This window comes from Pedobacter chitinilyticus (assembly GCF_003313385.1).
GTDB classification, from domain to species: Bacteria; Bacteroidota; Bacteroidia; order Sphingobacteriales; family Sphingobacteriaceae; genus Pedobacter; species Pedobacter chitinilyticus.
Window position 1 is genome coordinate 574090 of record NZ_QMHN01000001.1, and the last position, 26148, is coordinate 600237.

16 protein-coding genes are annotated in these 26148 nt (G+C 39.4%); 12 read left to right on the forward strand and 4 right to left on the reverse strand.

The annotated features are described in order from the left end of the window. Positions 1-210: 210 nt before the first annotated feature. The 11 genes from DUT70_RS02430 to DUT70_RS02480 all read left to right on the forward strand — a co-directional run bounded on the left by DUT70_RS02430 (position 211) and on the right by DUT70_RS02480 (position 18499). Positions 211-3621 carry a TonB-dependent receptor gene (locus DUT70_RS02430; protein ID WP_113645706.1) on the forward strand — a complete coding sequence of 1137 codons (3411 nt, stop codon included), beginning with the start codon at positions 211-213 and terminating at the stop codon, positions 3619-3621. Positions 3622-3633: 12 nt separating this feature from the next. Beyond that, on the forward strand, positions 3634-5103 hold the full coding sequence (locus tag DUT70_RS02435; RefSeq protein ID WP_113645707.1) for a RagB/SusD family nutrient uptake outer membrane protein: 1470 nt from the start codon (positions 3634-3636) through the stop codon (positions 5101-5103). Positions 5104-5196: 93 nt separating this feature from the next. Continuing rightward, complete coding sequence (locus tag DUT70_RS02440) at positions 5197-6657, forward strand: BNR-4 repeat-containing protein (RefSeq protein ID WP_113645708.1); 1461 nt, start codon at positions 5197-5199, stop codon at positions 6655-6657. 2 nt (positions 6658-6659) lie between these two features. Further along, positions 6660-8153, forward strand: coding sequence for a PQQ-dependent sugar dehydrogenase (locus DUT70_RS02445; protein ID WP_113645709.1), 1494 nt, complete (start codon positions 6660-6662; stop codon positions 8151-8153). Positions 8154-8158: 5 nt separating this feature from the next. Then, positions 8159-9361: an Nramp family divalent metal transporter gene (locus tag DUT70_RS02450; RefSeq protein WP_113645710.1), complete on the forward strand. Its 1203-nt coding sequence runs from the start codon at positions 8159-8161 to the stop codon at positions 9359-9361. A gap of 24 nt (positions 9362-9385) precedes the next feature. Beyond that, positions 9386-10402 carry an NAD-dependent epimerase/dehydratase family protein gene (locus DUT70_RS02455; protein WP_113645711.1) on the forward strand — a complete coding sequence of 339 codons (1017 nt, stop codon included), beginning with the start codon at positions 9386-9388 and terminating at the stop codon, positions 10400-10402. Beyond that, positions 10402-11466, forward strand: a complete 1065-nt coding sequence (locus DUT70_RS02460) for a dihydrodipicolinate synthase family protein (protein WP_113645712.1) — start codon at positions 10402-10404, stop codon at positions 11464-11466. The genes DUT70_RS02455 and DUT70_RS02460 overlap by 1 nt, the downstream gene beginning before the upstream one ends. Before the next feature lies 1 nt (position 11467). Continuing rightward, a complete protein-coding gene (locus tag DUT70_RS02465; protein ID WP_113645713.1) occupies positions 11468-13417 on the forward strand; it encodes a ligand-binding sensor domain-containing protein in 1950 nt (649 codons plus the stop codon). 11 nt (positions 13418-13428) lie between these two features. Then, on the forward strand, positions 13429-15960 hold the full coding sequence (locus tag DUT70_RS02470) for a family 20 glycosylhydrolase (protein ID WP_113645714.1): 2532 nt from the start codon (positions 13429-13431) through the stop codon (positions 15958-15960). Between the two features lie 43 nt (positions 15961-16003). After that, positions 16004-16954 (forward strand): Gfo/Idh/MocA family protein, encoded by a 951-nt coding sequence (locus tag DUT70_RS02475; RefSeq protein WP_240432002.1) that lies wholly within the window; start codon positions 16004-16006, stop codon positions 16952-16954. A gap of 150 nt (positions 16955-17104) precedes the next feature. After that, positions 17105-18499 (forward strand): T9SS type A sorting domain-containing protein, encoded by a 1395-nt coding sequence (locus DUT70_RS02480; RefSeq protein ID WP_113645716.1) that lies wholly within the window; start codon positions 17105-17107, stop codon positions 18497-18499. 125 nt (positions 18500-18624) lie between these two features. Here the strand turns inward: DUT70_RS02480 and DUT70_RS21085 are convergent, their stop codons facing one another. Both DUT70_RS21085 and DUT70_RS02490 read right to left on the reverse strand, forming a co-directional pair. Further along, positions 18625-18825: a hypothetical protein gene (locus DUT70_RS21085; protein WP_128353277.1), complete on the reverse strand. Its 201-nt coding sequence runs from the start codon at positions 18823-18825 to the stop codon at positions 18625-18627. 2 nt (positions 18826-18827) lie between these two features. Then, positions 18828-19136, reverse strand: coding sequence for a hypothetical protein (locus tag DUT70_RS02490; RefSeq protein ID WP_113645718.1), 309 nt, complete (start codon positions 19134-19136; stop codon positions 18828-18830). Between the two features lie 163 nt (positions 19137-19299). Here DUT70_RS02490 and DUT70_RS02495 point away from each other — a divergent pair, with 163 nt between their 5' ends. Next, on the forward strand, positions 19300-20955 hold the full coding sequence (locus DUT70_RS02495) for an alpha/beta fold hydrolase (protein ID WP_113645719.1): 1656 nt from the start codon (positions 19300-19302) through the stop codon (positions 20953-20955). An 83-nt stretch (positions 20956-21038) separates the two neighbouring features. Here DUT70_RS02495 and DUT70_RS02500 read toward each other — a convergent pair whose 3' ends face one another. Both DUT70_RS02500 and DUT70_RS02505 read right to left on the reverse strand, forming a co-directional pair. After that, positions 21039-22505: a RagB/SusD family nutrient uptake outer membrane protein gene (locus tag DUT70_RS02500; protein ID WP_113645720.1), complete on the reverse strand. Its 1467-nt coding sequence runs from the start codon at positions 22503-22505 to the stop codon at positions 21039-21041. A 3-nt stretch (positions 22506-22508) separates the two neighbouring features. Beyond that, on the reverse strand, positions 22509-25568 hold the full coding sequence (locus tag DUT70_RS02505; RefSeq protein ID WP_113646537.1) for a SusC/RagA family TonB-linked outer membrane protein: 3060 nt from the start codon (positions 25566-25568) through the stop codon (positions 22509-22511). Positions 25569-26148: the final 580 nt, after the last annotated feature.

The window sequence follows — 26148 nt, forward strand, 5'->3', positions numbered from 1 at the left end:
ATCCTACTCACTGGATGGTTAACCAACAAAAAACCGGATGTGCGGGAACACAACCGGCCTAACTCTGTATAAGGAGCTTGTTTGGCTTAACCTAAATGTCGTATAAAGAACCTTTATTCAAAAACCAAACTTAACAAAAGTATGCAATTTAAATTTTATGGTAAAATCCGGTGGAAATCTGGGTTTTACTCATCCAAAATGTTTCTAATTATGAAACTTACGGTTGTTTTAATCTTCATCAGTTGCTTTCACATTAGCGCAAAGAGCTATTCGCAAAGCATTAATTTATCAGGTACGAATTTATCGCTTGAAAAAGCTTTAACGCAAATTAGCGAACAAAGTGGCCACTATCTTTTCTATAAATACAATGAGATTAAAGAGGCTTCGCCAGTTACCTTAAACTTGAAAAATGTATCGCTATCAAAAGCCCTACAGGAAATTTTAAAAAATCAGCCTTATACATTTTCTATTGAAGATAAAACGATCGTAGTCACTAAGATTAAAGCGAATTCAAAGACTGTTGTGCCTATAGATATCAAGGGGAAGGTATTGGGAGAAAAATCTACTCCTTTGCCTGGTGCTGGCATACGTGTAAAAAATAGCAACCAAACCGCAACTACAGATGTCAATGGTAATTTCAGTTTAGCTAATTTATCTGAAAATGCTGTATTGATAGTTAGCTATGTTGGTTATGTAACCCAAGAAGTAGCGATCGGCAACAGGACTTCAATTATCGTTAACTTGGTAGAAGAAGCAGCTAACTTAAATACATTAGTGGTGGTAGGTTATGGGAAGCAAGAACGTAAAGATATTACTGGCTCAATTGCTTCTATCGATTCTAAGAAAATACAAGACCAACCAGTAGTTAGTTTAGATAATGCCATGGCTGGGCTTATGGCAGGTGTACAGGTGAGCCAAGCTACAGGTGCACCAGGTGGTGGATCTACTGTTAGAATTAGAGGGGCGGGTTCGCTAAGCGCTGGTAATGAGCCTCTTTACGTTGTAGATGGCTTTCCTGTTACCAATGATTACAACCAAAGAAATAATCCTTTGGCAACCATAAACCCTTCAGATATTGACAATATACAAGTACTAAAAGATGCTTCTGCAACGGCTATTTACGGTTCAAGAGGATCAAATGGGGTGGTAATCATTACCACAAAATCGGGAAAAAGTGGTGCTTCTAAAATAGATTTTAGTTTAAATACAGGGGTACAGCAGGTAGAAAGAACTTTAGATGTTCTAAATGCTAGAGAATATGCTGTTTTTATGAACGAAGCCAGAAATAATGCTTGGGTAAATTCAGGTGTTGGGCGTTCCGCTTCAGATCCAAACTCGGTAAGATTAAATAATGTAATGTATTTATTACCAGCTTCATTAAGTAATCCAGAGGCTTTGGGTGAAGGGACAAATTGGCAGGACGAAATTTTCAGAACTGCGCCAATGAGCAACTACCAAATCAATTTTTCTGGTGGCAATGAGAAAACCAAATACTTTGTTTCTGGTGGATATTTAACACAGCAAGGTATCGTTTTAGGATCTGATTTAAAACGCTATTCGTTCCGCGTAAATGTAGAATCTCAAGTAAATAAAATAGTTAAAGTTGGCGCAAATCTAACCCCAACCTATAATTTCTCTAACCAAAGTTTAGCCGAAGGTAATTGGCAAGGTGGCGGTATCATCCAATCTGCTTTAACTGCAAGCCCTCTTTTAACGCCTTATAATGCAGATGGTAGCTATACCAAAATTACGGGGCAAGGAATAGGAACCAGTGAAGTTGATAACCCAGTTAAAATTGCGAGAGAATATTTCCATCAGCAAGGTAACATGAGGCTGTTGGGAACTGCTTTTGCTGAAGTGAGTATCATTAGTGGCTTAAATTTTAAAGCTTTGGTAGGCGCCGATATTAGAAATTTTAGAGAGCAAATCTTCAATCCGTCTATTATTAATCCTAACAGTGTAAACGATACCAAACTAGCTACGGCTAATAATAATACTTCCCAAGCCAGAAACTGGTTGTCTGAATTTACTTTAAGCTACAATAAGAAAATCAAAAAACACGCTTTTGATGCTTTATTGGGTTATACGATACAACAAGAAAATATAGAGACAGCATCTATTAGCGCTACTAACTTTCCAAACGATATTGTAAAAACCACCAATGCAGCTGGTACAATTACTAGTGCTCCAGCACCTGTAGAGGACTGGGCATTATTATCTTACCTAGCACGTATCAACTATAGTTTCGATAACAAATATTTGTTAACCGCCACTTTTAGAACTGATGGTTCATCTCGTTTTGGGTTCGACAATCGTTGGGGAGCTTTTCCTTCTGTTTCTTTGGGATGGAGGGTTTCTGAAGAAGGCTTCATGAAGAATGTAAATTGGCTGTCCGATTTAAAGATTAGAGCTAGTTACGGTATTACAGGAAATAACTTCATCAGCAACTACGGTGCAATCGCACTTACCACAGCGGATAATTACATCTTTGGTGGAAGTGGTGGTACCGTTAATAATGGTATTAGGTTGGCCAATATTGGTAATAGTTTGCTGAGTTGGGAAAAAAACAAACAGCTAGATGTTGGTTTAGAGTTTGGTGTTTTAAAAAACAGAATGTTTATGTCTGTTGATTATTACAACAAAAGAACCTCAGATTTATTATTGAGTGTGCCTGTGCCAACTTTAACGGGATACACTACTGCTCTACAAAACATTGGAGAAATCCAAAACAAAGGCCTAGAGTTTACGCTAACCAGCAGAAATTTGGTTAATAAATTCAAGTGGACTACTGATTTGAATTTTTCAACCAATAACATTAAAGTTTTAGCCTTAGGACCCGATGGTTCGCGTATTTTATCAAGACAAATCACTTTTGCCGCGGGGAATACCCACATTACGGAAATTGGAGCTACCCCAGGGGCATTCTTTGGTTACAAAGTTATTGGTGTTTTTCAAAACCAAAATGAAGTGGATACACAACCTGGATTTGAGAATGCCAGCGGTTTACCTACAGGTAAGCCAGGCCAGTTAAAATTTGCGGATGTAAATGGAGACGGTGTAATTACCGCAGATGATAGAACAAATATTGGCAGTCCTTTTCCAGACTTTACTTATGGCATGACCAATAGTTTCTCTTATAAAGGTTTTGATTTTTCATTCACGCTGCAAGGTGTACAAGGTTTTGAAGTGTTAAATGCAGCTCGTAGATTTTATGGAAACTATGCTGGCTCTTACAACGTGTTAAAAAGCACAGCTAACGGTTGGAAATCTGAAAGTGACCGTGGAGATGGTGTAAGCCCACAAATAGATCGTAATTTTAATGCGCTAGGTAATGCTTCAGTAATTAATAATGCTACTTCAGCATTTGTAGAAAATGGTTCTTTTTTAAGAATTAGAAATGTGACTTTAGGTTATAATTTACCAGCTTCTGTAGCTAAAAGTTTAAAAGTAGCTAATGCCAGACTAAGCTTTACAGTGCAAAACCTGCATACATTTACCAAATACGAAGGCTATAATCCCGAGGTAAGTATAGAGGGGGCAAATCCTTTGATGCCAGGAGTAGATTCTGGAGGCTATCCTTTAGCCCGCACATTTATGTTTGGTTTAAATTTTGGATTTTAACGAGTATTAGAAATGAAAAATATAAAAGCAATTTTTGCCGCAGGTGTAATAGTTTTACTTTCGGCCAGTAGTTGTAAAAAAGACTTTTTAGATCGTGCTCCTATTTCTCAAATGAATGGGAACAATTTTTATAAAACTGCCGACGATATGAAGAATGCGCTTTCGTCGGTTTACAGTGGTTTACAGACTGCTGGATTGTATTACTCTTCAATGCACGTTATTGGCGATATGAGAGCGGATAACACAGAGATAACAAATCCCAATGCGGGCTCTGATTTGGTAGCGATAGACAATTTTGAAAACTTGCCTACAACTTCCATTAGTAGCACTACTTGGGCTGGTCATTATCAGGCTATACAGTCGGCTAACATCGTATTAGAAAAAATAGAGGCCGTAAATATGGATGCGGGGCTAAAAGCCAGGTACACTGCAGAAGCTAAGTTTTTAAGAGCACTAATGTACTTTAACTTGGTACGTATTTTTGGTGACGTTCCTTTGGTGGTAAAAATGATCAATAATCCACAAGAGGGATATAGCTATGGCAGAAATCCCAGCGACGAGGTTTACGCACAAATTATTACCGATTTAAAGGAAGCTGAGGCAATTTTACCCCAAGAGTTTACTGGTGCCGATATTGGTAGGGCAACTAAAGGAGCTGCTGCGGCATTACTCGGTAAGGTTTATCTTACCCAAAAAAGATGGGATTTGGCTGTACCTCAATTAAAAAAGGTAATAGATAACGTGGCTTTAAACAAATATCAAATCATGCCAACCTATGCTGGCGTTTTCGGTATTGCTAATGAGAATAACAGAGAATCAATTTTCGAAGTCCAATTCAAAAAAGGCTCAACAGGTGAAGGTAGCCCATTTACCAACCAATTTGCACCAATAGGCTCGGGTACCGCTGTAGTTGCTGTAGGTAATCCATTGGGACAAAATATTCCAACAGCTGATATGAACAACGCTTACGAAGCAAACGATCTAAGAAAAGCCTCATCTATGAGAAATAGTTATGTTTTAGGCGCAAATACAGTACAACACAATTATATAGTTAAATATTTAGGCACACCTGCAGCTAATTTAGATAGCGATAATAATTGGATTGTGTTAAGATATGCCGATGTACTATTAATGTATGCCGAAGCTTTGAATGAGCAAAGTTATGTGGCAGATGGACCTGCATTTACCTACTTAAACCAAATCAGAAATAGAGCTGGCTTACTGCCTAAAACTAGCAATAATGCGGATTTAAGCTTAAGGGTTGCCGATCAGGCAGCTTTCCGTTTGGCCATAGAGCAAGAGCGTAGGGTAGAACTTGCCTTTGAAGGTCATCGTTGGTTCGACTTGGTACGCACAGGTAGAGCGGTAACTGTAATGGCCTCAAAAGGTATGCAATCGCACCATGTTTTGTTTCCAATTCCGCAAAGTCAAATAGATATTAACCCAGCATTAATTAAACAAAATACAGGTTATCCTAACTAGTTTTCATCAAATTCATTCCGTCTTTGCTGTGGTTACAGTAGAGATGGAATGATTTGATTTTCCATTCTGCCTATCTTTTAATTCCAAAATTTTATGAGAAGATTATTTCTGTCTTGCTTAATGGCTATGGCTTGCTTTCAATTTTCATGGGCACAAGTACAAACGCTTAATCAAAAAGATACTGGCTACAGGGGCATTTGGTACAGTAACCAGCCATCAAACGATGAATATGTTTTTAAGTACAGTGGCGGTTTAGGTACATATCCAGCCAATCACTATCCGTTTTCTGTATACGTAAAAGCAGTGAACAAAACTTTTTTTTGCTATGGAGGAACAGATAACGTAGGTAAGACGTTGTTGCACATGGTTTCTTATTTCGACCATCAAACCAGAATGGTGCCCAAGCCAACCATCGTGATCGATAAAAAGACCGACAATGCACATGATAACCCAGTGATGAATATTGATGCTGAGGGTTACATTTGGTTGTTTTCTACAGCTCATGGAACCAACGGCCCATCTTATGTACATAAAAGTGTAAAGCCCTACGACATCAGTAAGTTTGAGCAGATTCAGGCCACAAAAATCGTGAACGGCAAAGTGGTGCCCATGAACAATTTTTCTTACCTGCAAAGTTGGTATCAAAACGGAAACGGCTTTATCAATTTGTTTACCCATTACGATAGAAACGTAATACCAAATCAACCTAGCAAACCACGTAGAACCATAAGTTACATGACTAGCACCGATGGTGTAAATTATAGCGATTGGAAGGATTTGGCTACAATCGAAGAGGGCCATTACCAAACCAGCGGTAGTTTTAGAAACACAGTGGGAACTTCGTTTAACTTCCATCCAGTAAAAGAGGGTGAAAACGGACTGAACTATCGTACCAATTTATACTATATCCAAACCAAAGATTTTGGTAAAACCTGGGAGAACGTAAATGGTAAAAAAATACAGCTACCCCTAACTCAAATTAAAAATGAGGCATTGGTTAAAGATTATCATTCGCTTGGCCTTAACGTTTACATTAACGATGTTGCGTATGATAGTCAAGGTAATCCTATCATCTTATTTATCACAAGCAAGGGCTACCAAGCTGGCCCAGAAAATGCCCCTTATACTTGGAATACGGCAAGGTTTACAGGCACGGAATGGGAAATATTACCCATAACCACTTCTGATAACAACTATGATATGGGGTCTTTGATGGTGGATGAAAAAGGAAATTGGACCATTGTTGGACCCACTACCGCTGGGCCTCAAGCTTTTAATACAGGGGGCGAAATGGTCATGTGGAGAAGCAGCGACCAAGGTAAAAATTGGAGAGCTAAGGCACTGACAGCAAATAGTAATTACAACCATTCGTATGCCAGAAAGCCAGTAAACGTACACCCAGACTTTTTTGCATTTTGGGCCGATGGCCATGGTAGAAAACGTTCGGTATCACATCTGTATTTCTCTGATCAAAAAGGAAATGTTTATCAGCTACCAGATCGCATGACGTCAGATATGATGAAACCCATTAAACTAAAAAAGCAAGCTAAATAAGCATGAAGAATTACGCAAAGCTGATATACGGATTACTGACAGCACTTTGTTTTACAGCTTGTAACCAGAGCAAACTGCAATTACAAACTATTGATAATGTGCAGTTGGAAAAAAATCTACTAAAGGTAGAGGTATTGGACAAAGATTTGGATGTGCCTTGGGATATTTGCTACGCCGATGATCATTCGTTATTTATTGCCGAGCAAGGTGGTGCCGTTTCTAGGATAGATTTAGCAACTGGTAAAAAAAAGCAGTTGTTTAAAATAGCGGAAGTTTGGCGCAAACGTACTGCGGGCTTATTAGGCATGGTAGTACATCCAAAAATAAAGGAAAACCCTTACTTGTTTGTGAATTATACGGTTAAGAAAGACAGTTTGCTAATCATTAATCGTTTGGTGCGCTATGAAATTACTGCCGACACGCTAAAGAACCCAAAAGTGCTCTTAGAAGTAGGCGGCTATACAGCACACAATGGCTCTCGCTTAGCTATTGGTCCAGACCAAAAATTGTATTGGGCCACAGGCGATGCTTACTTTGGCGAAAAAGCGCAAGATGCTAAAAGCCTAAATGGCAAAATTCTACGTATCAATATCGATGGTTCTGTTCCTTCCGATAATCCATCACCAAACAGTTACGTTTGGGCGTCAGGCTTTAGAAATATGCAAGGGCTTACTTTTTCTGAAAAAGGTCTACTCTATACTTCCGAACATGGCGATGCCATTGAAGACGAAATTAATCTCATACAAAAAGGTAAAAACTACGGTTGGCCAGCCATAGAAGGTAAGGAAGATTTGCCTGCAGAAGAAGCATTTGCACTTAAGCATCAAACTACGCCACCCATCAAATCGTGGACACCCGTAATTGCTCCAGCTGGAATTGCGTATCATAACGGTAAAGGAATACCCGAATGGGCAAATAGTTTACTATTAACCACTTTAAAGGGTAAAAGTTTAAGGGTAATTAAGTTAAGTGACGACGGTAGAAGCACAAAAGGAGAAGAAATTTTTTTCGAAAAACATTATGGCCGGTTACGTGATGTCTGTACTGATAAAGATGGTGCGGTTTACCTAGCAACCAGTAACCAAGATTGGAATCCTTCACCAGGTTTTCCACTACCTGGAGACGACAAAATTTTAAAAATAAGCAAGGCTGATAAAGCTACACATAAGGTACTAAGCGCAAAAAAAATGGAAAGCATAGATCTTGTTTCAGGTAAAACGCTATACCAGCAATACTGCGCTTCTTGCCATAAAGAAGATGGAACTGGCGTAGTAGGTACATTTCCAGCCCTGGCAGGGTCGGCAAAGGTAAAGGCTAGTCCAGAAATGTTAATCCCAATTTTATTAAATGGTATTGCTAAAGAGCAAGCTGGTGCGGCCATGCCAGCCTTTAACTTTTTAAGCAATGAAGAAGCCGCTGCTGTGCTTACCTACATTCGCCAAAACTGGGGAAACAAAGCCAGTACTATTACACCTTCACAAATCAAAAAACAGTAGATTACATGGCAAATTCAAATAAAATAATATCCTTATTAAAAGGATTAGGACCTGGCATCATTACAGCCGCTTTGGTTTTTGGTCCAAGTAAAATGACCATTACTTCACGATTAGGTGCCGATTTTGGCTACTCTATGTTGTGGATTGTAGTAGTTGCCATATTTTTTATGTTGGCATTTACCAATATGGGCGCTCGTATTGGGCTTAGTAGCAACGAAAGTTTGCTCACACAAATTAGACTAAAGTGGGGTAAAGGTGCAGCTATAGCTATAGGTTTAGGGGTGTTTTTGGTAACTACCTCTTTTCAGGCAGGTAATTCTATTGGTGTGGGCATTGCCATTGCCGAAGCTAGCGGAACACCTGTTTGGATGTGGGTGGTATTGTTTAACGTGCTAGGCTTGGCTTTACTGTTTTTCAGAAGTTTTTACAAAGTTTTAGAGCGACTGATGATAGCCTTAGTAGCCGTGATGCTTATTGCATTTGTAACTACACTTTTTTTAGCAAAGCCGTCTATTTCTGGCATTGCACAAGGTTTTGTACCCAATTATAACCCAAACGCTGCTGTGTTATTAATTGCTTTTGTGGCTTCTTGTTTTTCCATTGTAGGGGCTTTTTATCAATCGTATTTAATGCAGGAACGTAAAAAATTAGGTGCCGAGGTGACCAATAAAAGCACTACTGGCATCCTGATTTTGGGTTTTATGAGTGCGGTAGTTATTATTTGTGCAGCAGCTGTGTTGCATCCGCAAGGTATCAAAGTAAACAGTGCCTCAGAAATGTCGAAAGCCTTGCAACCTTTGTTTGGCGAATATGCGGCCGACTTATTTCTGGTGGGCCTGTTTGGTGCTTCATTTTCTTCTTTGGTAGGTAATGCTACTGTAGGAGGTAGTTTACTTGGAGATGCCTTCGGCTACGGCAGTCAGTTGAGTGCCAAGATGGTAAGGTTTTTTATTGCATTAGTGATGGTGTGCGGGGCTAGCATTTCTCTAATTTTTGGAAAGCTTCCTCTGGAACTCATCATTTTCGCCCAAAGCGTAACCATTTTCTTGGTGCCTTTTATCGGTTATGCCATGTACCAAATTGCCAACGACGAGAAAATTATGGGCGCTCGTAAAAATAGCCCTTACATAAAAGTTATAGGAGCCATAGGTTTATTGCTACTGTTAGCACTTGCCGCATGGAATTTCTACAACATGTTTATTCAATAAAACCGTAAAATATAACACACAGATATGGAAGATTTAAAGGCGCTTGAAGAAAGATATACACGTCCTTCGGAAGCTCTTATAGCAGATGTAAAAAAAATTGACGGCGATATCATTTTGCTTGGTATTGGTGGTAAAATGGGGCCTAGTATGGGCAAATTGCTGGTAGATGCCCTGCGAGAAGCAGGAATGTCTAACCGCGTAATTGGTGTATCTCGTTTCTCTAACCAGCAAGCAAAAGAAGAACTTTTAGCGATAGGGATAGAAGTTATTGCTTGTGATTTATTGAACGATCAAGAATTATTTGCTCTGCCCGATGCGTCCAACGTAATCTATTTGGCAGGTAACAAATTTGGCACTACTGGAAAAGAAAATTTTACTTGGGCAATGAACGCTTACTTACCAGGTAGGGTTGCCGAAAAGTACAAAAATTCAAATATTGTGGTGTTTTCTTCGGGCAATGTGTTGCCTTTTGTACCAGTTACCTCTGGTGGCGTGTCTGAAGAAACCACACCTGAGCCTATTGGCGAGTATGCGCAGTCCTGCTTGGGAAGAGAACGCATATTCGAATATTTCGCTCATAAAAATCAAACGCCAACTTTAATTTACAGACTAAACTATGCGGTAGACTTTAGGTACGGCGTAGTGATGGAAATTGCTAAAGCAATTTTGGCTGGAAAGGAAATAGATTTAAGCACCGAAAATGTGAACGTGATTTGGCAGGGCGATGCTAATGAAATTGCCATCCGTTCGTTGTTACATTGCACGGCTCCTGCGAAGATATTAAACGTAACAGGGCCAGAAATTCTATCCATCCGTTGGATCGCCAAACAGTTTGAAGCTATTTTCAATATCGAACCAAAATTTATAAATGAACCTGTTGGCACGGCTTTACTAAACAATGCTTCAGAATGTCATCGCATTTTTGGTTATCCGAAAGTGGGAATTAGGGAAATTATAGACATTACCGCTACTTGGTTAAGCAACGGTGGCGATGAGTTTGGCAAAGCAACACACTTTCAAGAAAGAGGAGGGAAATTCTAATGAAGTTAAATAACGAATTATATCAGCATTTGCAACTGGGTACGGTAATTCCTGCTCACCCATTGGCTTTAAACGCCGATAGAAACATAGACGAAAAAATGCAGCGTCAACTTACTAGGTATTATATAGAAAGTGGCGCTGGAGGCATGGCAGTTGCTGTTCATTCTACCCAATTCGAAATTCGTGATCCAGAAGTGAATTTGTTTACCACGGTATTGTCTTGGGCAGTAGAAGAGGTAGCAAAAGCTAACTTACAACGTCCGTTTTTAAAAATAGCCGGTATATGCGGGCCAACAGCCCAAGCTTTGAGCGAAGCAAAAATAGCAGCTAGTTTAGGGTACGATATGGGTTTGTTGAGCATGGGCGGTTTACAAACTTGGACCGAAGCACAAATTTTAGATAGGGTAAGGGAAGTGGCGAAGGTAATTCCAGTATTTGGTTTTTATTTACAGCCATCAGTAGGCGGACGCATCTTTAGCTACAATTTTTGGCTACAATTTGCCGAAATAGAAAACGTAATGGCCATTAAATGCGCTTCTTTTAACCGCTACCAAACTTTAGATGTAGTAAGAGCGGTTTGTAACAGCAGCAGACGAGATGAAATTGCACTTTACACTGGCAACGATGATAATATTGTTGCCGATTTATTGACTCCTTATCGTTTTACGGTAGATGGGAAGCAAGTAGAAAAAGGTTTTGTAGGAGGTTTGTTAGGGCATTGGGCAGTTTGGACACAAAAGGCAGTGACCTTGATGGAAGAGATTAAAGCTTACCGCAAAAAACCAACAGCTAGTCAATTTGATAACTTGATGAGTCGAGGGGTAGAAATTACGGATGTGAATGCCGCCTTGTTTGATCCCGCTAACCATTTCCACGGTTGTATCCCTGGTATTCACGAGATGCTGCGTAAGCAAGGTTTGTTGAACGGTATTTGGTGTTTAAATCCTAACGAACAGCTTTCTGTTGGACAATTAGAAGAAATTGAGCGCGTACATCAAGATTATCCTCACTTAAATGATGATGCTTTTGTGGCTGATTTTTTAGCAAAGCAAGGAGGACTTTAAAATGAAGTTATTAAAATTGTTTTGCCTGCTATTCGCTTTTGCGTTTTTGAAGACGGCCACCGCACAGCAGGATAAATTTGTAAACCATGGACCACAGCTAACAGCGACCATGATACAGGGCAGTATTTTTTTGAAAGATGCCAAAGGGAATTTATTGCTGTACACAGTTGTACGTGGCGAGCCTGCTCATTTACTAGCTTTTAATGTAAAAACCAAAGCTTTAATATTGGATTTGCCTTTGCCTAAAACCGATGGCGTGTGGGATTTAGCACAAGCTACCGACGGGCTATTGTATATTCCAGGAGCTGGAGGAAAGCTATTTAGCCACAAACCAGGTACAAAAAATATTACCGATTTAGGCAATGCTTTACCTAACGAAACATACTTGTGGAATTTAACTGCTGGTAAAAATGGCGAAGTTTTTGGTGCTACTTACCCAGGGTGTAGGGTGTTTAGGTACCATCCAAAAGATGGATTTACAGATTTAGCCAATGGCCCTTTGGTCGCTGGCGAAAATTATGTCCGTAGCCTCGCTTTCGACGCTAAACGTAATTTTTTGTATGCTGGAGTGGGTTCTCATGCGCATCTAATTGCTATTAATTTAACTACCAAAGAGAAAAGGGAAATACTGCCAGCTAAATATCAAGACAGAGAATTTGTTTACGGGTTAGAACTTGTGAAAGGTAAAGATGGAGAGGACAGGTTATTGGCCTTGCTAACCGCTGGACAAACTACCTTGGTGTACAACCTTAAAACACAAAAAGTAGAGCAGGAAGTTGCAGATATGGACATGAAGGCCGTGGGAGTAGACCATAAGCAAGGCTTAGTGTATTACACTTCAAAAGGTAATTTAAAACGTGTTGATGCAAATAAAAATTTCAATACGGGAGCTACGTTGGCAACAGATATTGCTGCGGCTACAGCATTTTATAATGACAATGCAGGCAATATTTACGTGTTAAATGTCAAAGGAAATTTACTACGTTACCATACCTTAACCAAAAAAACACAAAGCAGTGCATTAAAAATTCCAGCGCAGCCGATACCAATTAATGCTATCATGTATGGTCCTGATAAAAAAGTATGGACTGGCGGTTACTTGGCAGGTGGTCATGCTACGTTTGACCCAGCAACTGGCAAAAATACTAAATATTTAGGCTTGGATCAAACTGAAGGAATGACCTTTATGGGTAGTAAAATCTATTTCGGTATATATCCAAAAGGAAGATTTTACGCTTATGATGTTTCGCAACCTTGGAATATTGGCAAAAACAACCCAGAACTAATTTTCGAAGAGAAAGACCAAAGTCGTTCATTTGCTGTACATGCATTGCCGAAATGGCAAAAGGTTTATTTTGGTACCGTTCCAGAATATGGCAAGTTGGGCGGAGTATTAGCTATGTACAACGAAGCTAATAACAAACATACCTCTTTTGGTGAGGTGTTAGCAAAACAATCAGTGGCAAGTTTAGCCAGCAAAGACGATATTTTGATATTGGGCGGATCTATCTCTGGTGGTTTGGGTATAAAGCCAGAACGCAAAGAAGCAGAGCTAATGCTTTGGGATCTCAAAACTAACCAGCCAATAACTAAGCTGGTGCCTGTTGCTGGTGCTGCTGCCATTACTTGTCTCATTAATGGTCCCGATGGAAATATTTGGGGCATTGCAGATGGTCAATTGTTCATCTTAGATGTGGTGCAACAAAAAGTACTTTCTGTACAAAAACTGTATGACTATCCTCCTTTTGGAAGCCACATTTGGCGCAGCGCGTTTTTAGCTATACATCCTTCTGGTGTAATTTATGGAACTGATAACGGAAAGCTTTTTAAGTTAGATCCATTAACCAAAGAAGTAGCATTTTTAGCGGACAATGCTGGATTGATGACCATGGATCCAACTGGTAAAATTTACTTTAAACGCGGAACCGAGCTTTGGTCTTACACACCGTAAAAACATCTAGCATGAAGAGTTTATTTTTAATGCTGTTAGCAACAACGGCAACCTTTTTTGCAAAAGCCCAGCAAACGGAACTAATCAATAAAATTAGTGTCGATTGGCAGTTGCATCAAAATGATTATCCACAAAAAGGGCAATTTACCGCATCCTTCGTTTTTAAGAACAATACTAAAGTTACTGTAAACTTGCAAGATTGGGATTTGTACTTTTCGTACCCAAGAGAAATAGTATCAATTACCACCGAAAATGCTACTGCCAAAGCACATGGAGGCGAGTTTAGACAATTAAGCTTTATCAAAGGCAAATCTGCAATTGCCGCTGGGCAAAACTTTACTGTAAACTACGTAGCCAAAGGTAAATCAATGAACCTTACCGATGCGCCAAGCGGATTATATTGGGTAGCAAAAAACAATGCTCAAACCATTGTTAACGTTACAAATTTAAAAATCAATTTAGGTAAAAAGCACGAGCAGGCGCTCATGGAGCAGGCCGCAACAGCATTTGTTAAGAACAAAAATGTATCGGCTTTACCAGCTAACCAACTGGTTAAAATATTGCCAACCCCAGTAAGCTATCAGGAAAATGCAGGTACATTTACCTTAACTAGGTCAACAAAATTAGTTTTTGATTCCGTTTTTGCTCAAGAAGCAGCACTATTTAACCAAGAGCTAAATGTGCTGCTGGGCAAAACATTAGGAATAGCAAAAGGAGCATCCTCCAACTACATTCAACTAAAGTTGGTTCAAGGTTTACCAGATGAAAATTACCAGTTATCGGTTACAAAAGACAAGGTAATCATTTCCGCTACTTCTACTTCGGGTATCTTTTACGGACTGCAGTCACTAAAAATGCTGATTTCGCCAACAGCTTGGGCAAAAAAACAGCAGCAAATCAGCATCCAGGCCGTAGAAGTTAAAGATGCGCCAAGGTTTGGTTATAGGTCATTCATGTTAGATGTGGCTAGAAATTTTCAAAGCAAGGCTGAAATCTTAAAATTGCTGGATCTCTTGGCATTTTATAAAATCAACACCTTCCATTTCCATCTAAATGATGATGAAGGCTGGCGACTGGAAATTAAAGATCTGCCAGAACTTACCCAAGTAGGAGGAACAAGAGGCCACACCTTAAATGATGCCGAATATCTAAAACCTGCCTATGGTTCTGGACCAAATGTTACTAAAGCCCCAGGAAGTGGTTTTTATAGCCAGCAAGATTTTGTAGAGATTTTGAAGTACGCCAAGCAGCACCATATTACCGTAATTCCCGAACTAGAAACTCCAGGTCACGCAAGAGCTGCAATCAAGGCAATGGATCATAGATATCGCAGGCTAATGAAACAAGGTGAAACTGCAGCAGCTACTCAATATTTGCTACGTGATACCCTAGACCAATCGATTTACAAATCTGTACAAGGCTATAACGATAATGTAATGAATATTGCTTTGCCATCAACTTATAATTTTATCGGGAAGGTGATAGACGAAATTTCGGAAATGTACCGTTTGGCTGGTGTTCCGTTAAAAACCGTGCATTTAGGGGGCGATGAAGTACCAAAGGGGGTTTGGGAAAGATCGCCTGCTATTGCCCAATTGATGCAGCAACAAAAAATTGCAGCTTATGACGATCTTTGGTACTATTATATTGGTAAGGTAAATCAGTTATTAAAGGCTAAGAACTTGCAGATGGCAGGTTGGGAAGAAATCGCAATGCGAAAAGTGAATACAGCTGATGGAAAATCAACTTACATAGCCAATCCAGATTTTGTGAATGAGAATTTTCAGGTTTATGTATGGAATAACGTTTGGGGCGGTGGTAACGAAGATCTTTCTTATCGATTGGCCAATGCAGGTTACAACGTTGTGCTTTCGGCAGTAACCAATTACTATTTTGATCTAGCTTACAATCAAAACGCTAATGAGCCAGGGCTTTATTGGGGCGGTTACGTAGATACAGACAAAGCCTTTTATTTTTCGCCATTTGATTATTACAAAACGGCAACTGAAGATGCTAGTGGAAACGTTTTAAACACTGCTATTTTTAAGGATAAAGAAAGATTAACAGCTAAAGGTAAAAAACATGTTGTAGGGATACAGAGCCAACTTTGGTCTGAGAAAATTAGCGGAGCCGAAGCAATGGAGTATATGTTACTACCCAAACTGTTAGGATATGCAGAGCGGGCTTGGGCAGCAGAGCCAGCTTGGTCAAAAGAAACCGACAGCGTTAAATCCAAGTCGCACTATTTTAAAGACTGGAACCAATTTGCTAACCTTTTAGGGCAACGAGAACTATCTCGACTTTGTTATTATGCGGGAGGTTTTAAGTTTCGTGTGCCACCAGTGGGAGCAGTAGTAACAAACGGGAAACTCAAAGCCAATGTGCAATTTCCAGGTTTAACTATTAAATACACTACCGATGGTAGTGAACCTACCTTACAAAGTAAAACGTACACCAAAGCACTTCAGCAGTTTTCAGAAATAAAATTAAAAGTTTTTGTGGGAGATTATCGGAGTAAGACGGTCTGTATAAAAAGGCCGTAATATTTTGAAGATCAATCGGAGAAATTTTATACATACTATAACCTTGGCAGGCGCAACTGTTGCATTGCCAAGGTTTTCTTTTGGCCATCAATCTGCTCAAAAACGTGTAGGGATTATTGGTTTAGATACTAGTCATAGTTTGGCTTTCACCAAGCTGTTGAATGCCGAGAATCCAGATCTGTCGTTAGATGGCTATCGGGTAGTAGCCGCTTATCCTTATGGAAGTAAGGATTTGGCAATCAGTAAAGAACGCATACCTAAGCAGGTTATAGAAATTCAACAATTTGGTGTGAAAATATCCGATAGTATCGCGCAACTATTAAGCGAAGTAGATGTGGTATTGTTGGAAACTAACGATGGACGCCTGCATTTATCACAAGCATTAGAAGTAATTAAAGCAGGCAAACCTTTGTTTATAGATAAACCGCTAGCGGCATCCTTCAAAGATGGAAAAGCCATTTTTGAAGCAGCAAAACAGCATAACGTTCCAGTTTTCTCAGCTTCCTCACTTCGTTTCATGGAAAATGTAGTAGCTATCCGATCAGGCAAATATGGAAAGGTTCTGGGAGCAGATACTTTTAGTCCAGCGATCATAGAGCCTACTCATCCCGATTTGTTTTGGTACGGAATACATGGTATAGAAACTTTGTTTGCCGTAATGGGTACGGATTGTATGTCGGTTAGCCGAGTTTACACTGATGAAACAGATATAGTAGTAGGTAAATGGAAGGATGGACGTATAGGAACTTTTAGGGGAACAAGAACAGGAAAAGCAGATTTTGGAGGTACTTGTTTTACCGAAAATGGAACATTTCAACTAGGTCCTTACTTAGGATATCAACCTTTATTGGTAGAGATTATCAAATTTTTTAATACAAAAATACCACCTGTTAGCGCAGCTGAAACACTTGCCATTTTAGCATTTATGGAAGCAGCTGAAGAAAGTAAAGGTAAGGGTGGAATTACCGTAATACCCCAAAGAATTGATCAATAGAATGAAAAGAGTTATTCAATTTACTGGGCTTTCTGGAGCTGGCAAAAGCCTTTTAATGAATATTATAGTTCAGTTAGTGTAAACAAATAGTTGTAAACATATTGGTCATCAGGACCTCAAACTTAAATTATAAATTGAAACTTCAAAAACATGAAAAAACTTTTATCTTTTTTATTCCTCTCATTTTGCGCTGGTATAACACCAATCATTGTAAAGGCGCAAACAGTTAGTACCTTTATTAGTAGCGGCTTAAATAAACCTGCAGGTGTGGCTACAGATGCTGCTGGAAATATTTACGTAGCCGATGAGAATGGTAACCGAGTGGTGAAATATACCCCTACTGGCGTACAAACTGTACTGGCCAGCCCTGTTGGTGGTTATATGCTTCCTAATGGAGTAGCTGTTGACGCCAGTAATAATGTTTATGTATCAACTAATCATTTTAACCAACATACGGTTTTTAAAGTTACACCAGAAAATGTAGTAAGTGAGCTGGCGCCAGGAACTATGGACGGGCCTGTGGGTGTGGCTGTTGACGGTAACTATAATTTATATGTTGCTGATTTAAATGCCAATACTGTACGTAAAATAACCCAAGCGGGAGTATCAAGTGTATTTACAACTCAAGTAGACTTTCCAGTTGCCGTAGCAGTTGATGGTAATGGAAATGTATACGTTTTAAGTGGACAAGATAGTAAGGTTTACAAATTTACTTCTGCTGGAACAATAAGTACTTCTTTTGATGGGCTGTCGTATCCTTCTGGAATAGCTGTTGATGCTAATAACAATGTGTTTGTAGCCGATACTTATGGCCATCGAATAGTTAAAATCACATCTGCTGGCGTTTTAAGTCACTATGCTGGTTCCGAAGGGATAGCGGGCGATACAAATGGAACTTTGGAAGATGCACTTTTTACCGAACCTTTTGGAATTGCTGTTGATGCTAACAATCAAATATACATATCGGAATTTTCACCTAACACAATTCGTAAAATTACGCCCGCTACTTTACCCGTAACCTTGGCTAGTTATACCGCTCAAATAAATGGTAATTATGCCTTGTTGGAATGGAGAACCGAAAGCGAGCAGAACAACAAGAGTTTTGTGATTTACCGAAGCGGTGATGATAAGGTTTTTGCGGAACTAACTAGAATAGCTGGAGCTGGAAATTCAGCTACCGTAAAAAAATATAGCTATGTAGATAGGATGCCATTAAATGGTAATAATTACTATAAACTGGTTCAGGTAGACGGTGACGGCAAGACAAAAGAATTAGGGGTGAAAATAGTGGCATTCGATTTCAATACCACTATTGCAGATGCCTATCCCAATCCAACTTTAGGTAAGGTAAAGCTATCTTTCGATAAAGGAATATACAATACTATTGTGGTGAGTAATTCGACTGGCAAGGTGTTAAGGACATATGGTTTGAAATCAGATGTTACAGAAGCTTTTGTTGATTTGAGCGATTATCCAAAAGGAATCTATGTCTTTAGATTGGCAGGACTGAGCGAAAGCATTACAAGAAAAGTAGTAAAGCAGTAAGGTTTTGTTCAGCTAGGATTTTATAAGGGAACCCTGTTCGCTTTCTGATAACTTTTATGGTTTTCTGACCAGCATAACGTAATACATAAAAAACTCCAGCGCTTTTCATGCTGGAGTTTTTATCGTTAAGATGTAGGTTGATTGAGAAAAACACCATTATCTCCCCAAACGGCAACACTTATAATACAATCACTATTAGAACAAAAGCTATCTTTTGGATTTAGAGATATATTATTTATCCTATCGACAAACTCTTGCTTCAATTTTCGATTTTGGGACATGAGCCCTTTATATTTTTTATCACAATTAGGACGTTTATCGCTCATAACTAATTTGATTTTTCTTGTTCGCCTGTACCAATTACTAATTCTATTTGAGCTTTTGTTAATCTATTATTTTTTTCTATAGAATTGTAGATTGCTTTTAATGGGATGGTTTGCTCGTCTTGATTTTTAATAGCCTTGTCAACTTTCCAATACCATAAGATTACTTGCCTAAGAACCATAAAGCTAGCAAAGACAAGAAGTAGAAAAAAGACAATAAGAAATAGACCAGGTCCCAAAGAAGGGTATGAAGCAGCCTGCGAATACGCATAGAAAGGAAGAACTGCTAAGAATGTTAAAATAGATTTTTTCATTTTTGATTTAGATAACTCGTTATAAATGATAAAAATATCATTTATTGAAACAATTACAAGTCTACCCTCGATCCTTTAAAGTAGAATGATCTTTTTTCCAAATGAGTTTTATTATTTCACTATCTGTGCAACCCTTTTCAACATAAGGTCGTCTCGATGATATATGAAAAAAAGTAACCTCATCGCTCGACTTCTTTTAACAGTCACATTTTTAGCTTTCCTATTTAACGCTAATGCTCAACGTACCTTCGAGGGGACGGTAAAAGACCCTCAACAGAACCCAATTCCATACTGTTCCATAGGGATCAAAAATAGTAGGGTAGCCACCGTTGCCAATGAAAACGGAACTTTCAAATTAGTAGTTCCAGATAGCCTGGCTTCAAGCAACGTTATCTTTAGTGCTATTGGCTTTTTCGATAGACAAATTCCGCAAAAGGAACTGAAAACAGGGGCGATGGTAGAACTTAAAGAAAAAGTGTTTTCTATTAACGAAGTGGTGGTTAAAGGCACTAAATTAAAAGAAAAGACAGTAGGGCAACAGTCAAGACCTATGATTACGTTTTCTAAGATGTTTGATCAGAATATCCCCAGCATTGAGCAAGGAAATATCTACAACATCTATGATCAAACCTTACTAAAGGCGTACAATTTTTACATTATGCCAAGTTCTAGGTTTGCATCAATAACCTTAAAGTTGAACATCTATACCGTAAAAAATGACCTGCCAGATAGCAGTGTACTTCATAAAAATATAACCTATGTTGCCACCACTACCGGATGGCAGCATATTGACCTTGCACCATATCAGCTTAGTTTTGATGGTTTAGCTAAAATTGCGGTCACCCTACAATTGGTTAATCATAGTTCTGATAGCAACAATGCTTTTGTATTTGGCGTTTCTGCAAAGAAAACGCTGTCAAAAGACCTGCTGTTCCGTTACCAAAGCCAAGGCAACTGGGAAAGCAATGCTGGAACCTTTATCGCTAGCCTCGAGTTGAAATACAACAACGACCGTCAAAAGGTAAAACCCACCGTGGAGGCTAAGACAGCAGAAACCCCAGAACTAAAAATGCTTGCTAATTACTACCGCAATAAAGAAGCTGCGGCAAAAAGTGGTTATGGCAAAAACAAAAAAGGGAAGTACATTGACTTGGGAGATGCCAAAATATATACGGAAGAATACGGAGAAGGAGAACCGTTGTTTTTACTGCATGGTAATAACGGTAGTATCGAAGACTTCTACCGCCAGATTCCATTCTTTGCCAAACATTTCAAAGTGATTGCTATAGATACACGTGGACAGGGCAGAAGTACCGATCTATCGTCTGGAGCCTATAGTTACAATGTTTTTGCAGCAGATCTTTATAAAATTACCCAAGCGCTAGGACTTCAGAAAGTGAATATTGTTGGATGGAGCGATGGTGGAAATACCGCACTTACGTTTAACTTGGCTCATCCAGAAATGGTCAATAAAATAGTTACCATAGGAGCAAACCTTGATCCAAGAGGCGTTAAAGAAAGTTTATTGACGACTTTTAAGAAGCAGCTTTCTACCGATAGTCTTCCAAGGAACCATCGTTTAATTCGTTTGATGTTGGACCATCCACATATTGCGCCACAGCAATTACAAAATATTGAAAATCCAGTACTAGTGATTGCAGGAAGTGACGATGTCATTAAGCCCGAACATACACAGTTAATTGCTGATCAGATTAAGAAATCTCAGTTGCAGATCATTCCTAACGCAACGCATTATGTGCCTTTTGAACAACCTGATCAACTCAATAAAATCATCCTACAGTTTTTAAAAGGGAAATAGAAAAGTTGATTGGCAGAAAGGGAAAAAAATCTTGGTGTAAAGTTGATACCAATCAAAAAGGTGGGCATTTGCCCACCTTTATTTTAATAATCTGTATTTTTAAGCAGAGGATCAGAATCCACTACCACTTGCGGAATAGGAAATACCAAATGAATGTTCCTGGCATTTTTACCCCTAGCAATAGCATTGGAGATAAACTTGCCCATCCTAATCATGTCTATCCTGCGATGACCTTCATTGTAAAACTCATGCCCACGTTCGGCAAGGATCAAATCTCTCAGTTGATCTTTAGAAGTGATGTCTACCAGTTTTAAATCTAAAATATTAGCCCTACGTCTCACATAATTGATGTTATCCAAGGCATCTTGTGTGGGACCATTCACTTCATTCAATGCTTCAGCTCTGCTCAAATAAATATCGGCTAACCTAATTTCGGGAATATCATTACCGTGAGCAGCACCAGCATTGTTTTGGTCTGGCCAATACTTCACCGATCTGATGTTATCATTACCCAACAACGAAACCGTTTGGTTAGCATTATTAATGTAAACCGTCATGAACAGTTTTTTACGTTTATCACCTGCTTCAAAAGAATTGTAGAAAGCATCGTAAATCCTAAACTCGTTGGGCCAGTTTAGCCAAGTAGATTTAAAGACAATCCCTGTTTCTGGTGATGATTTAAAGTTATCAGGAAAAGATACGTTGCTCCAGCTGTTGGCCGTAGCCCTATCCGTAGAAGCAATGGCAGGTCGCACCCAAATGTATTCGCTATTATTTTCGTTTTCTACCTTAAACATATCCATATACTCCCCAAATAAGGTATAGTTAAAGGTGCTCAAAAACGTTTGTGATAAAACAATAACATCGTTCCATTTTTTAGTATTCAGGTAAAACTTAATCAAATAACCCATTGCAGCCGCTTTATGCGCTCTATAACGTTCTTGTACATTGGTAGGCATAGGCAAATCGGTAGTAGCCTCCTTAAGCTCTGTTTCAATAAAGTTTTTAAGCGTGTTTTCTTCGGCTTTAGCCAAATTAACCGATTGAGTAGTGGATGTTCTTAACGGCACTGGTCCGAAGAAGAAATACAATTTATAATAGGAAATAGCTCTCAAAAAACGGGCTTCTGCTGTATATAATTTCTTTTCTGCGTCAGTCAATGCCGACTCAGGGATATTTTCCAGCACCATGTTGGCATCCCTAATACATTGGTAGGGAGGATCCCAATTTTGTATCAAGAAATCCATGGTGGGATCCCAGTTAAAATCACGGTAGTTCTTAATGGTAGGTTCTACACTATCGCCACTTTGGTTAAGAATATCTGTTGGAAATTCCTGCGGTCCCAAAACATAAATAGAGTTATTACTATTCATGTTCGCCGCTTTGGCATAAGCCTCGTACAATAACGAAGTAAGTCCTTCCTTAGTTCTCAAGTAATTTTCTGGTGCCAATTGCGAAAACACCTCTTCCTTTAAAAAGTCCTTACAAGAAGTGAGAGAAAGCATGCAAATGCAGCAGGTTAAAATTAGGGATTGATATATCGTTCTCATGGATTATAAGTTTAAATTAAGGCCAAATAAAAAGGTTCGTGCAGTAGGATAGGCGTTCCAGTCTATTCTTGCACCGCCGCCACTTGGGCTAATGGATGGGTCGTAGCCACTGTAATCCGTAATCATGGCCAAGTTCTGTCCTGCCACGTAAACATTAATGCCTTTGATGTAGGCAAAGTTTTTAAGATTGAAGCTGTAGCCCAAGCGTACGGTATTTAACCTGATGTAGCTGGCGTCTTCTACCGTATAAGTATTTACCTGTTTAGTGCCTTGTGTGGCTGTATTTACAAACGAAGGGTAAACGGTAGAAGGGTTACTTGGTGTCCAGCGGTTTAACAATGGCTCTGCTAACCTGTTTCTTTTCAAGTTGGCTGGGAAATAAGTATCTACCAAGTTATTGTTCAACATATCTACCCCAAAAACACCATCTATAAAGATGTTAAGATTGAAGTTTTTATAGGTAAAGTTATTGGTAATGGAACTGTTATATTTTGGAAAAGAGTTACCAATAATTACTCGATCTTCTGCATTGACCAATTTATTGCCGTCTACATCTCTGTATCTAATGTCGCCAGGCTTTACATTATCGGTAGTTACCGCAAAATTGTCTCCTGTTTGCCAAATGCCATCAATTTGATAGCCGAAGAACGAATACATGGGTTGGCCTACCCTTAAAATACTGACATTGGTACTGGCGCCAGCCCCGCCGCTGAAGATATTGTTCAAGCCTCCCAAATCAACCACCTTGTTGGTGAGGTAAGAAAAGTTAAAGGTTGTTTCCCAATTAAACTTTCCAATAAAGTTTTTGGTGTTAACCAATACTTCGATGCCCGAGTTACGTACTTTACCGATATTGGTCATACGCGTAGCAAAACCTGTTGATCTTGAAATAGGCAGGTTCAACAACATATCTTTGGTGTCTTTCACAAACCAGTCGATACTGCCTGAAATTCGGCCTTTTACCAGAGAATAATCTAAGCCAAAGTTCAATTGCTCGGAAGTTTCCCATTTAAGATCAGGATTGGCAATACGGCTTGGGGTAGTAGTAGTAACTTGGCCATTGCCAATTACCGCTTTCCACCCTGCACCTAAGGTAGACATAGACTGGTAATTGCCAATTTCTTGGTTACCCGTACGGCCCCAACTGGCACGCAGCTTAAGGGTAGTAAATAGGTTTAAATCTTTAATGAACCGTTCCTCTTCCATTTTCCAGCCAAGGGCAAAGGAAGGGAACAAACCAAACTTATTGTTATCACCAAATCTCGATGAACCATCAACCCTTAACGAAGCCGTTAACAAGTATTTGTCCAAAAGGTTATAGTTGACCCTGCCCAAATAAGACAGTAGGCTATTAGCCTGACGGCCACTGGTAACAATGTACTTGGTCGGATCGCCAAGCCCCATGTTATCAGTGCGGGTTGCATCTGATGAAAAGCCGCTGCCTTGTGAGCTTTGATCTCTATCGCTAAACTGTTGTGCGGTAACCCCAGCTACAGCGCTGATGTCATGTATGCTCCATTTCTTTTTATAATTCACCGTAAACTCCGAAAGAAAACTATTGTCCGTTCCAGTTAAAATACTGGCAATACCACCGTTGGCCCTGCCTTCAATGGTTTGACGGTCTACATAAGTATCTCTTCTTTGGTTAGAGATATCGGCACCAATATTTAGTTTAGCCTTAAAATCCTTTAAAAAAGTAAGTTCACCATAAGCGGTACCTAAGGTGCGGTATAAGTTGGAGATAGAGGTTTTTCCATTAGCAATGGCTAAGGGATTATCAATATTCATATCTGGCGACAGCGTATAAGCACCAGTACTGGTATAAATGGGAAGGGTAGGATCATAAGCAATGGCAGCATAAATAATTCCCGCTCTTTCATTTAAATCCATTCCGTTAGCTACATAATTATCTTTCACAAATGAAGTGGTAAGGTTAAAACCTGTTTTGAAATTGCCTTTGTTATGCTCCAAGTTTAATCGGGCAGTATATCTTTTGTTAGCCGAATTGATCAAGATCCCGTCCTGGTCCGAATAGTTTAAGGAAGCATAAAATTTGTTAAACTCATCGCCACCAGAAAAAGAAAGATTGTGGTTTTGTATTGATGCATTTTTATGATACATGTTTCCCAGCCAGTTGGTGCCGCCATTAAAGTTGCCTACGGTTTGGCTAGGTGTGCCTGCACCTGCTTGGATGAGTTCGTTAATCACCGTTTGGTACTGTTGTGCATTTAGCAAATTAATATCACGCATCACATTTTGAACCCCAAAATACACATCGTAATCTACTTTAAGTGCGCCAGCCTTTCCAGCTTTGGTGGTAATGAGCACCACGCCATTGGCGCCTCTTGATCCGTAAATGGCCGTAGCAGAAGCATCCTTTAAGATTTCAATAGATTCGATATCATTGGGATTAATAGAATTAAGTGGGTTTCTCGCGGTACGCATTCCTGTAAAATTGGCACCAGTTCCGCTTACGGTAGATCCGTTATCTATTGGAAAACCGTCGATGACATATAAAGGGGAATTACCTGCGTTGATAGAACCCATTCCCCGAACATTTACGGAGATCCCACCGCCAGGTTCGCCACTGTTTTGGATCACCTGTACGCCAGATACCTTACCCGCAATCAATTGGTCGGCCGAAGTATTAGCCCCTTTATTAAAATCCTTGGCGGTAATTTTGCTAACGGCACCCGTAATGTCGCTTTTTTTGGTAGTACCATAACCCACCACTACAATTTCGTCCATAGTGTTGCTGGTACTTTTTAAATAAATAAGTAAGCTGTCTTGCACATTGCTAAAGTTTACTTTTTGTAAGGCATAACCTACATAGGAGATGTCAACCGATCGATCAGTTGGGGCGATAGTTACCAGGAATTTGCCAAACCGATCGGTAATGACATTGTTGATGCTGGATTTTACATTGGCCCCTTCTATAGGTTTAAGGGTGTTTTCGTCTAGGACATAGCCTTTTAGTTTTTGCTGTGCATTTGCCTGATTGGCAAAAGAGAAAAAGAATAAGCATAGCAAAAAGGAGGCAAGGGATAGCTTTGATTTTCTCATGGTTCCTTTAAGTTGGTTGAAGTGAATGGCTACTATAATTTTGAGCGGGTACAAAAAGATGGCGGAATAGTGAAGTGAAAAAAGGTGGGGGTAGGCTACATGCAAAGGCACGGCAAATGGCACTGCAACTGAAGGCAGCACCTAGGTTCTTAACATTCATATCTGTTCCTAAATTGGTTAGCATAACAAATATTGCTTGTTTAGCTAAAAGAATGTTTCAAGAACTTAGCATATCTGTCTAGCATTTTATCATGAAATGATAAAAGAGCTGTGGATACTTTAAGATGCTTGTTTGCACAACATCGAGAATATGTTCGTTGCTGCTGCAGACTTATGAAGTTTCAAAAACTTCGTAAGTCTTAAAATGCTGTCAATAGGTTGAATACTTCTGTCCTAAGTCTTCTCTCACCCTTTTAGGGGAAGATGCTAAAGGCAGAGATGGGATTATTCTTGCCGTCATGCCCAATTTGATTGGGCATGGTAAAATATGATTAGGTTTTATGGTGCTTTAAGATTCCCGTCTGCGAGGGGTAATGACGTGTTTATGTATGGAGTTGCAAAGAGCTAAAAACCTCTCTCT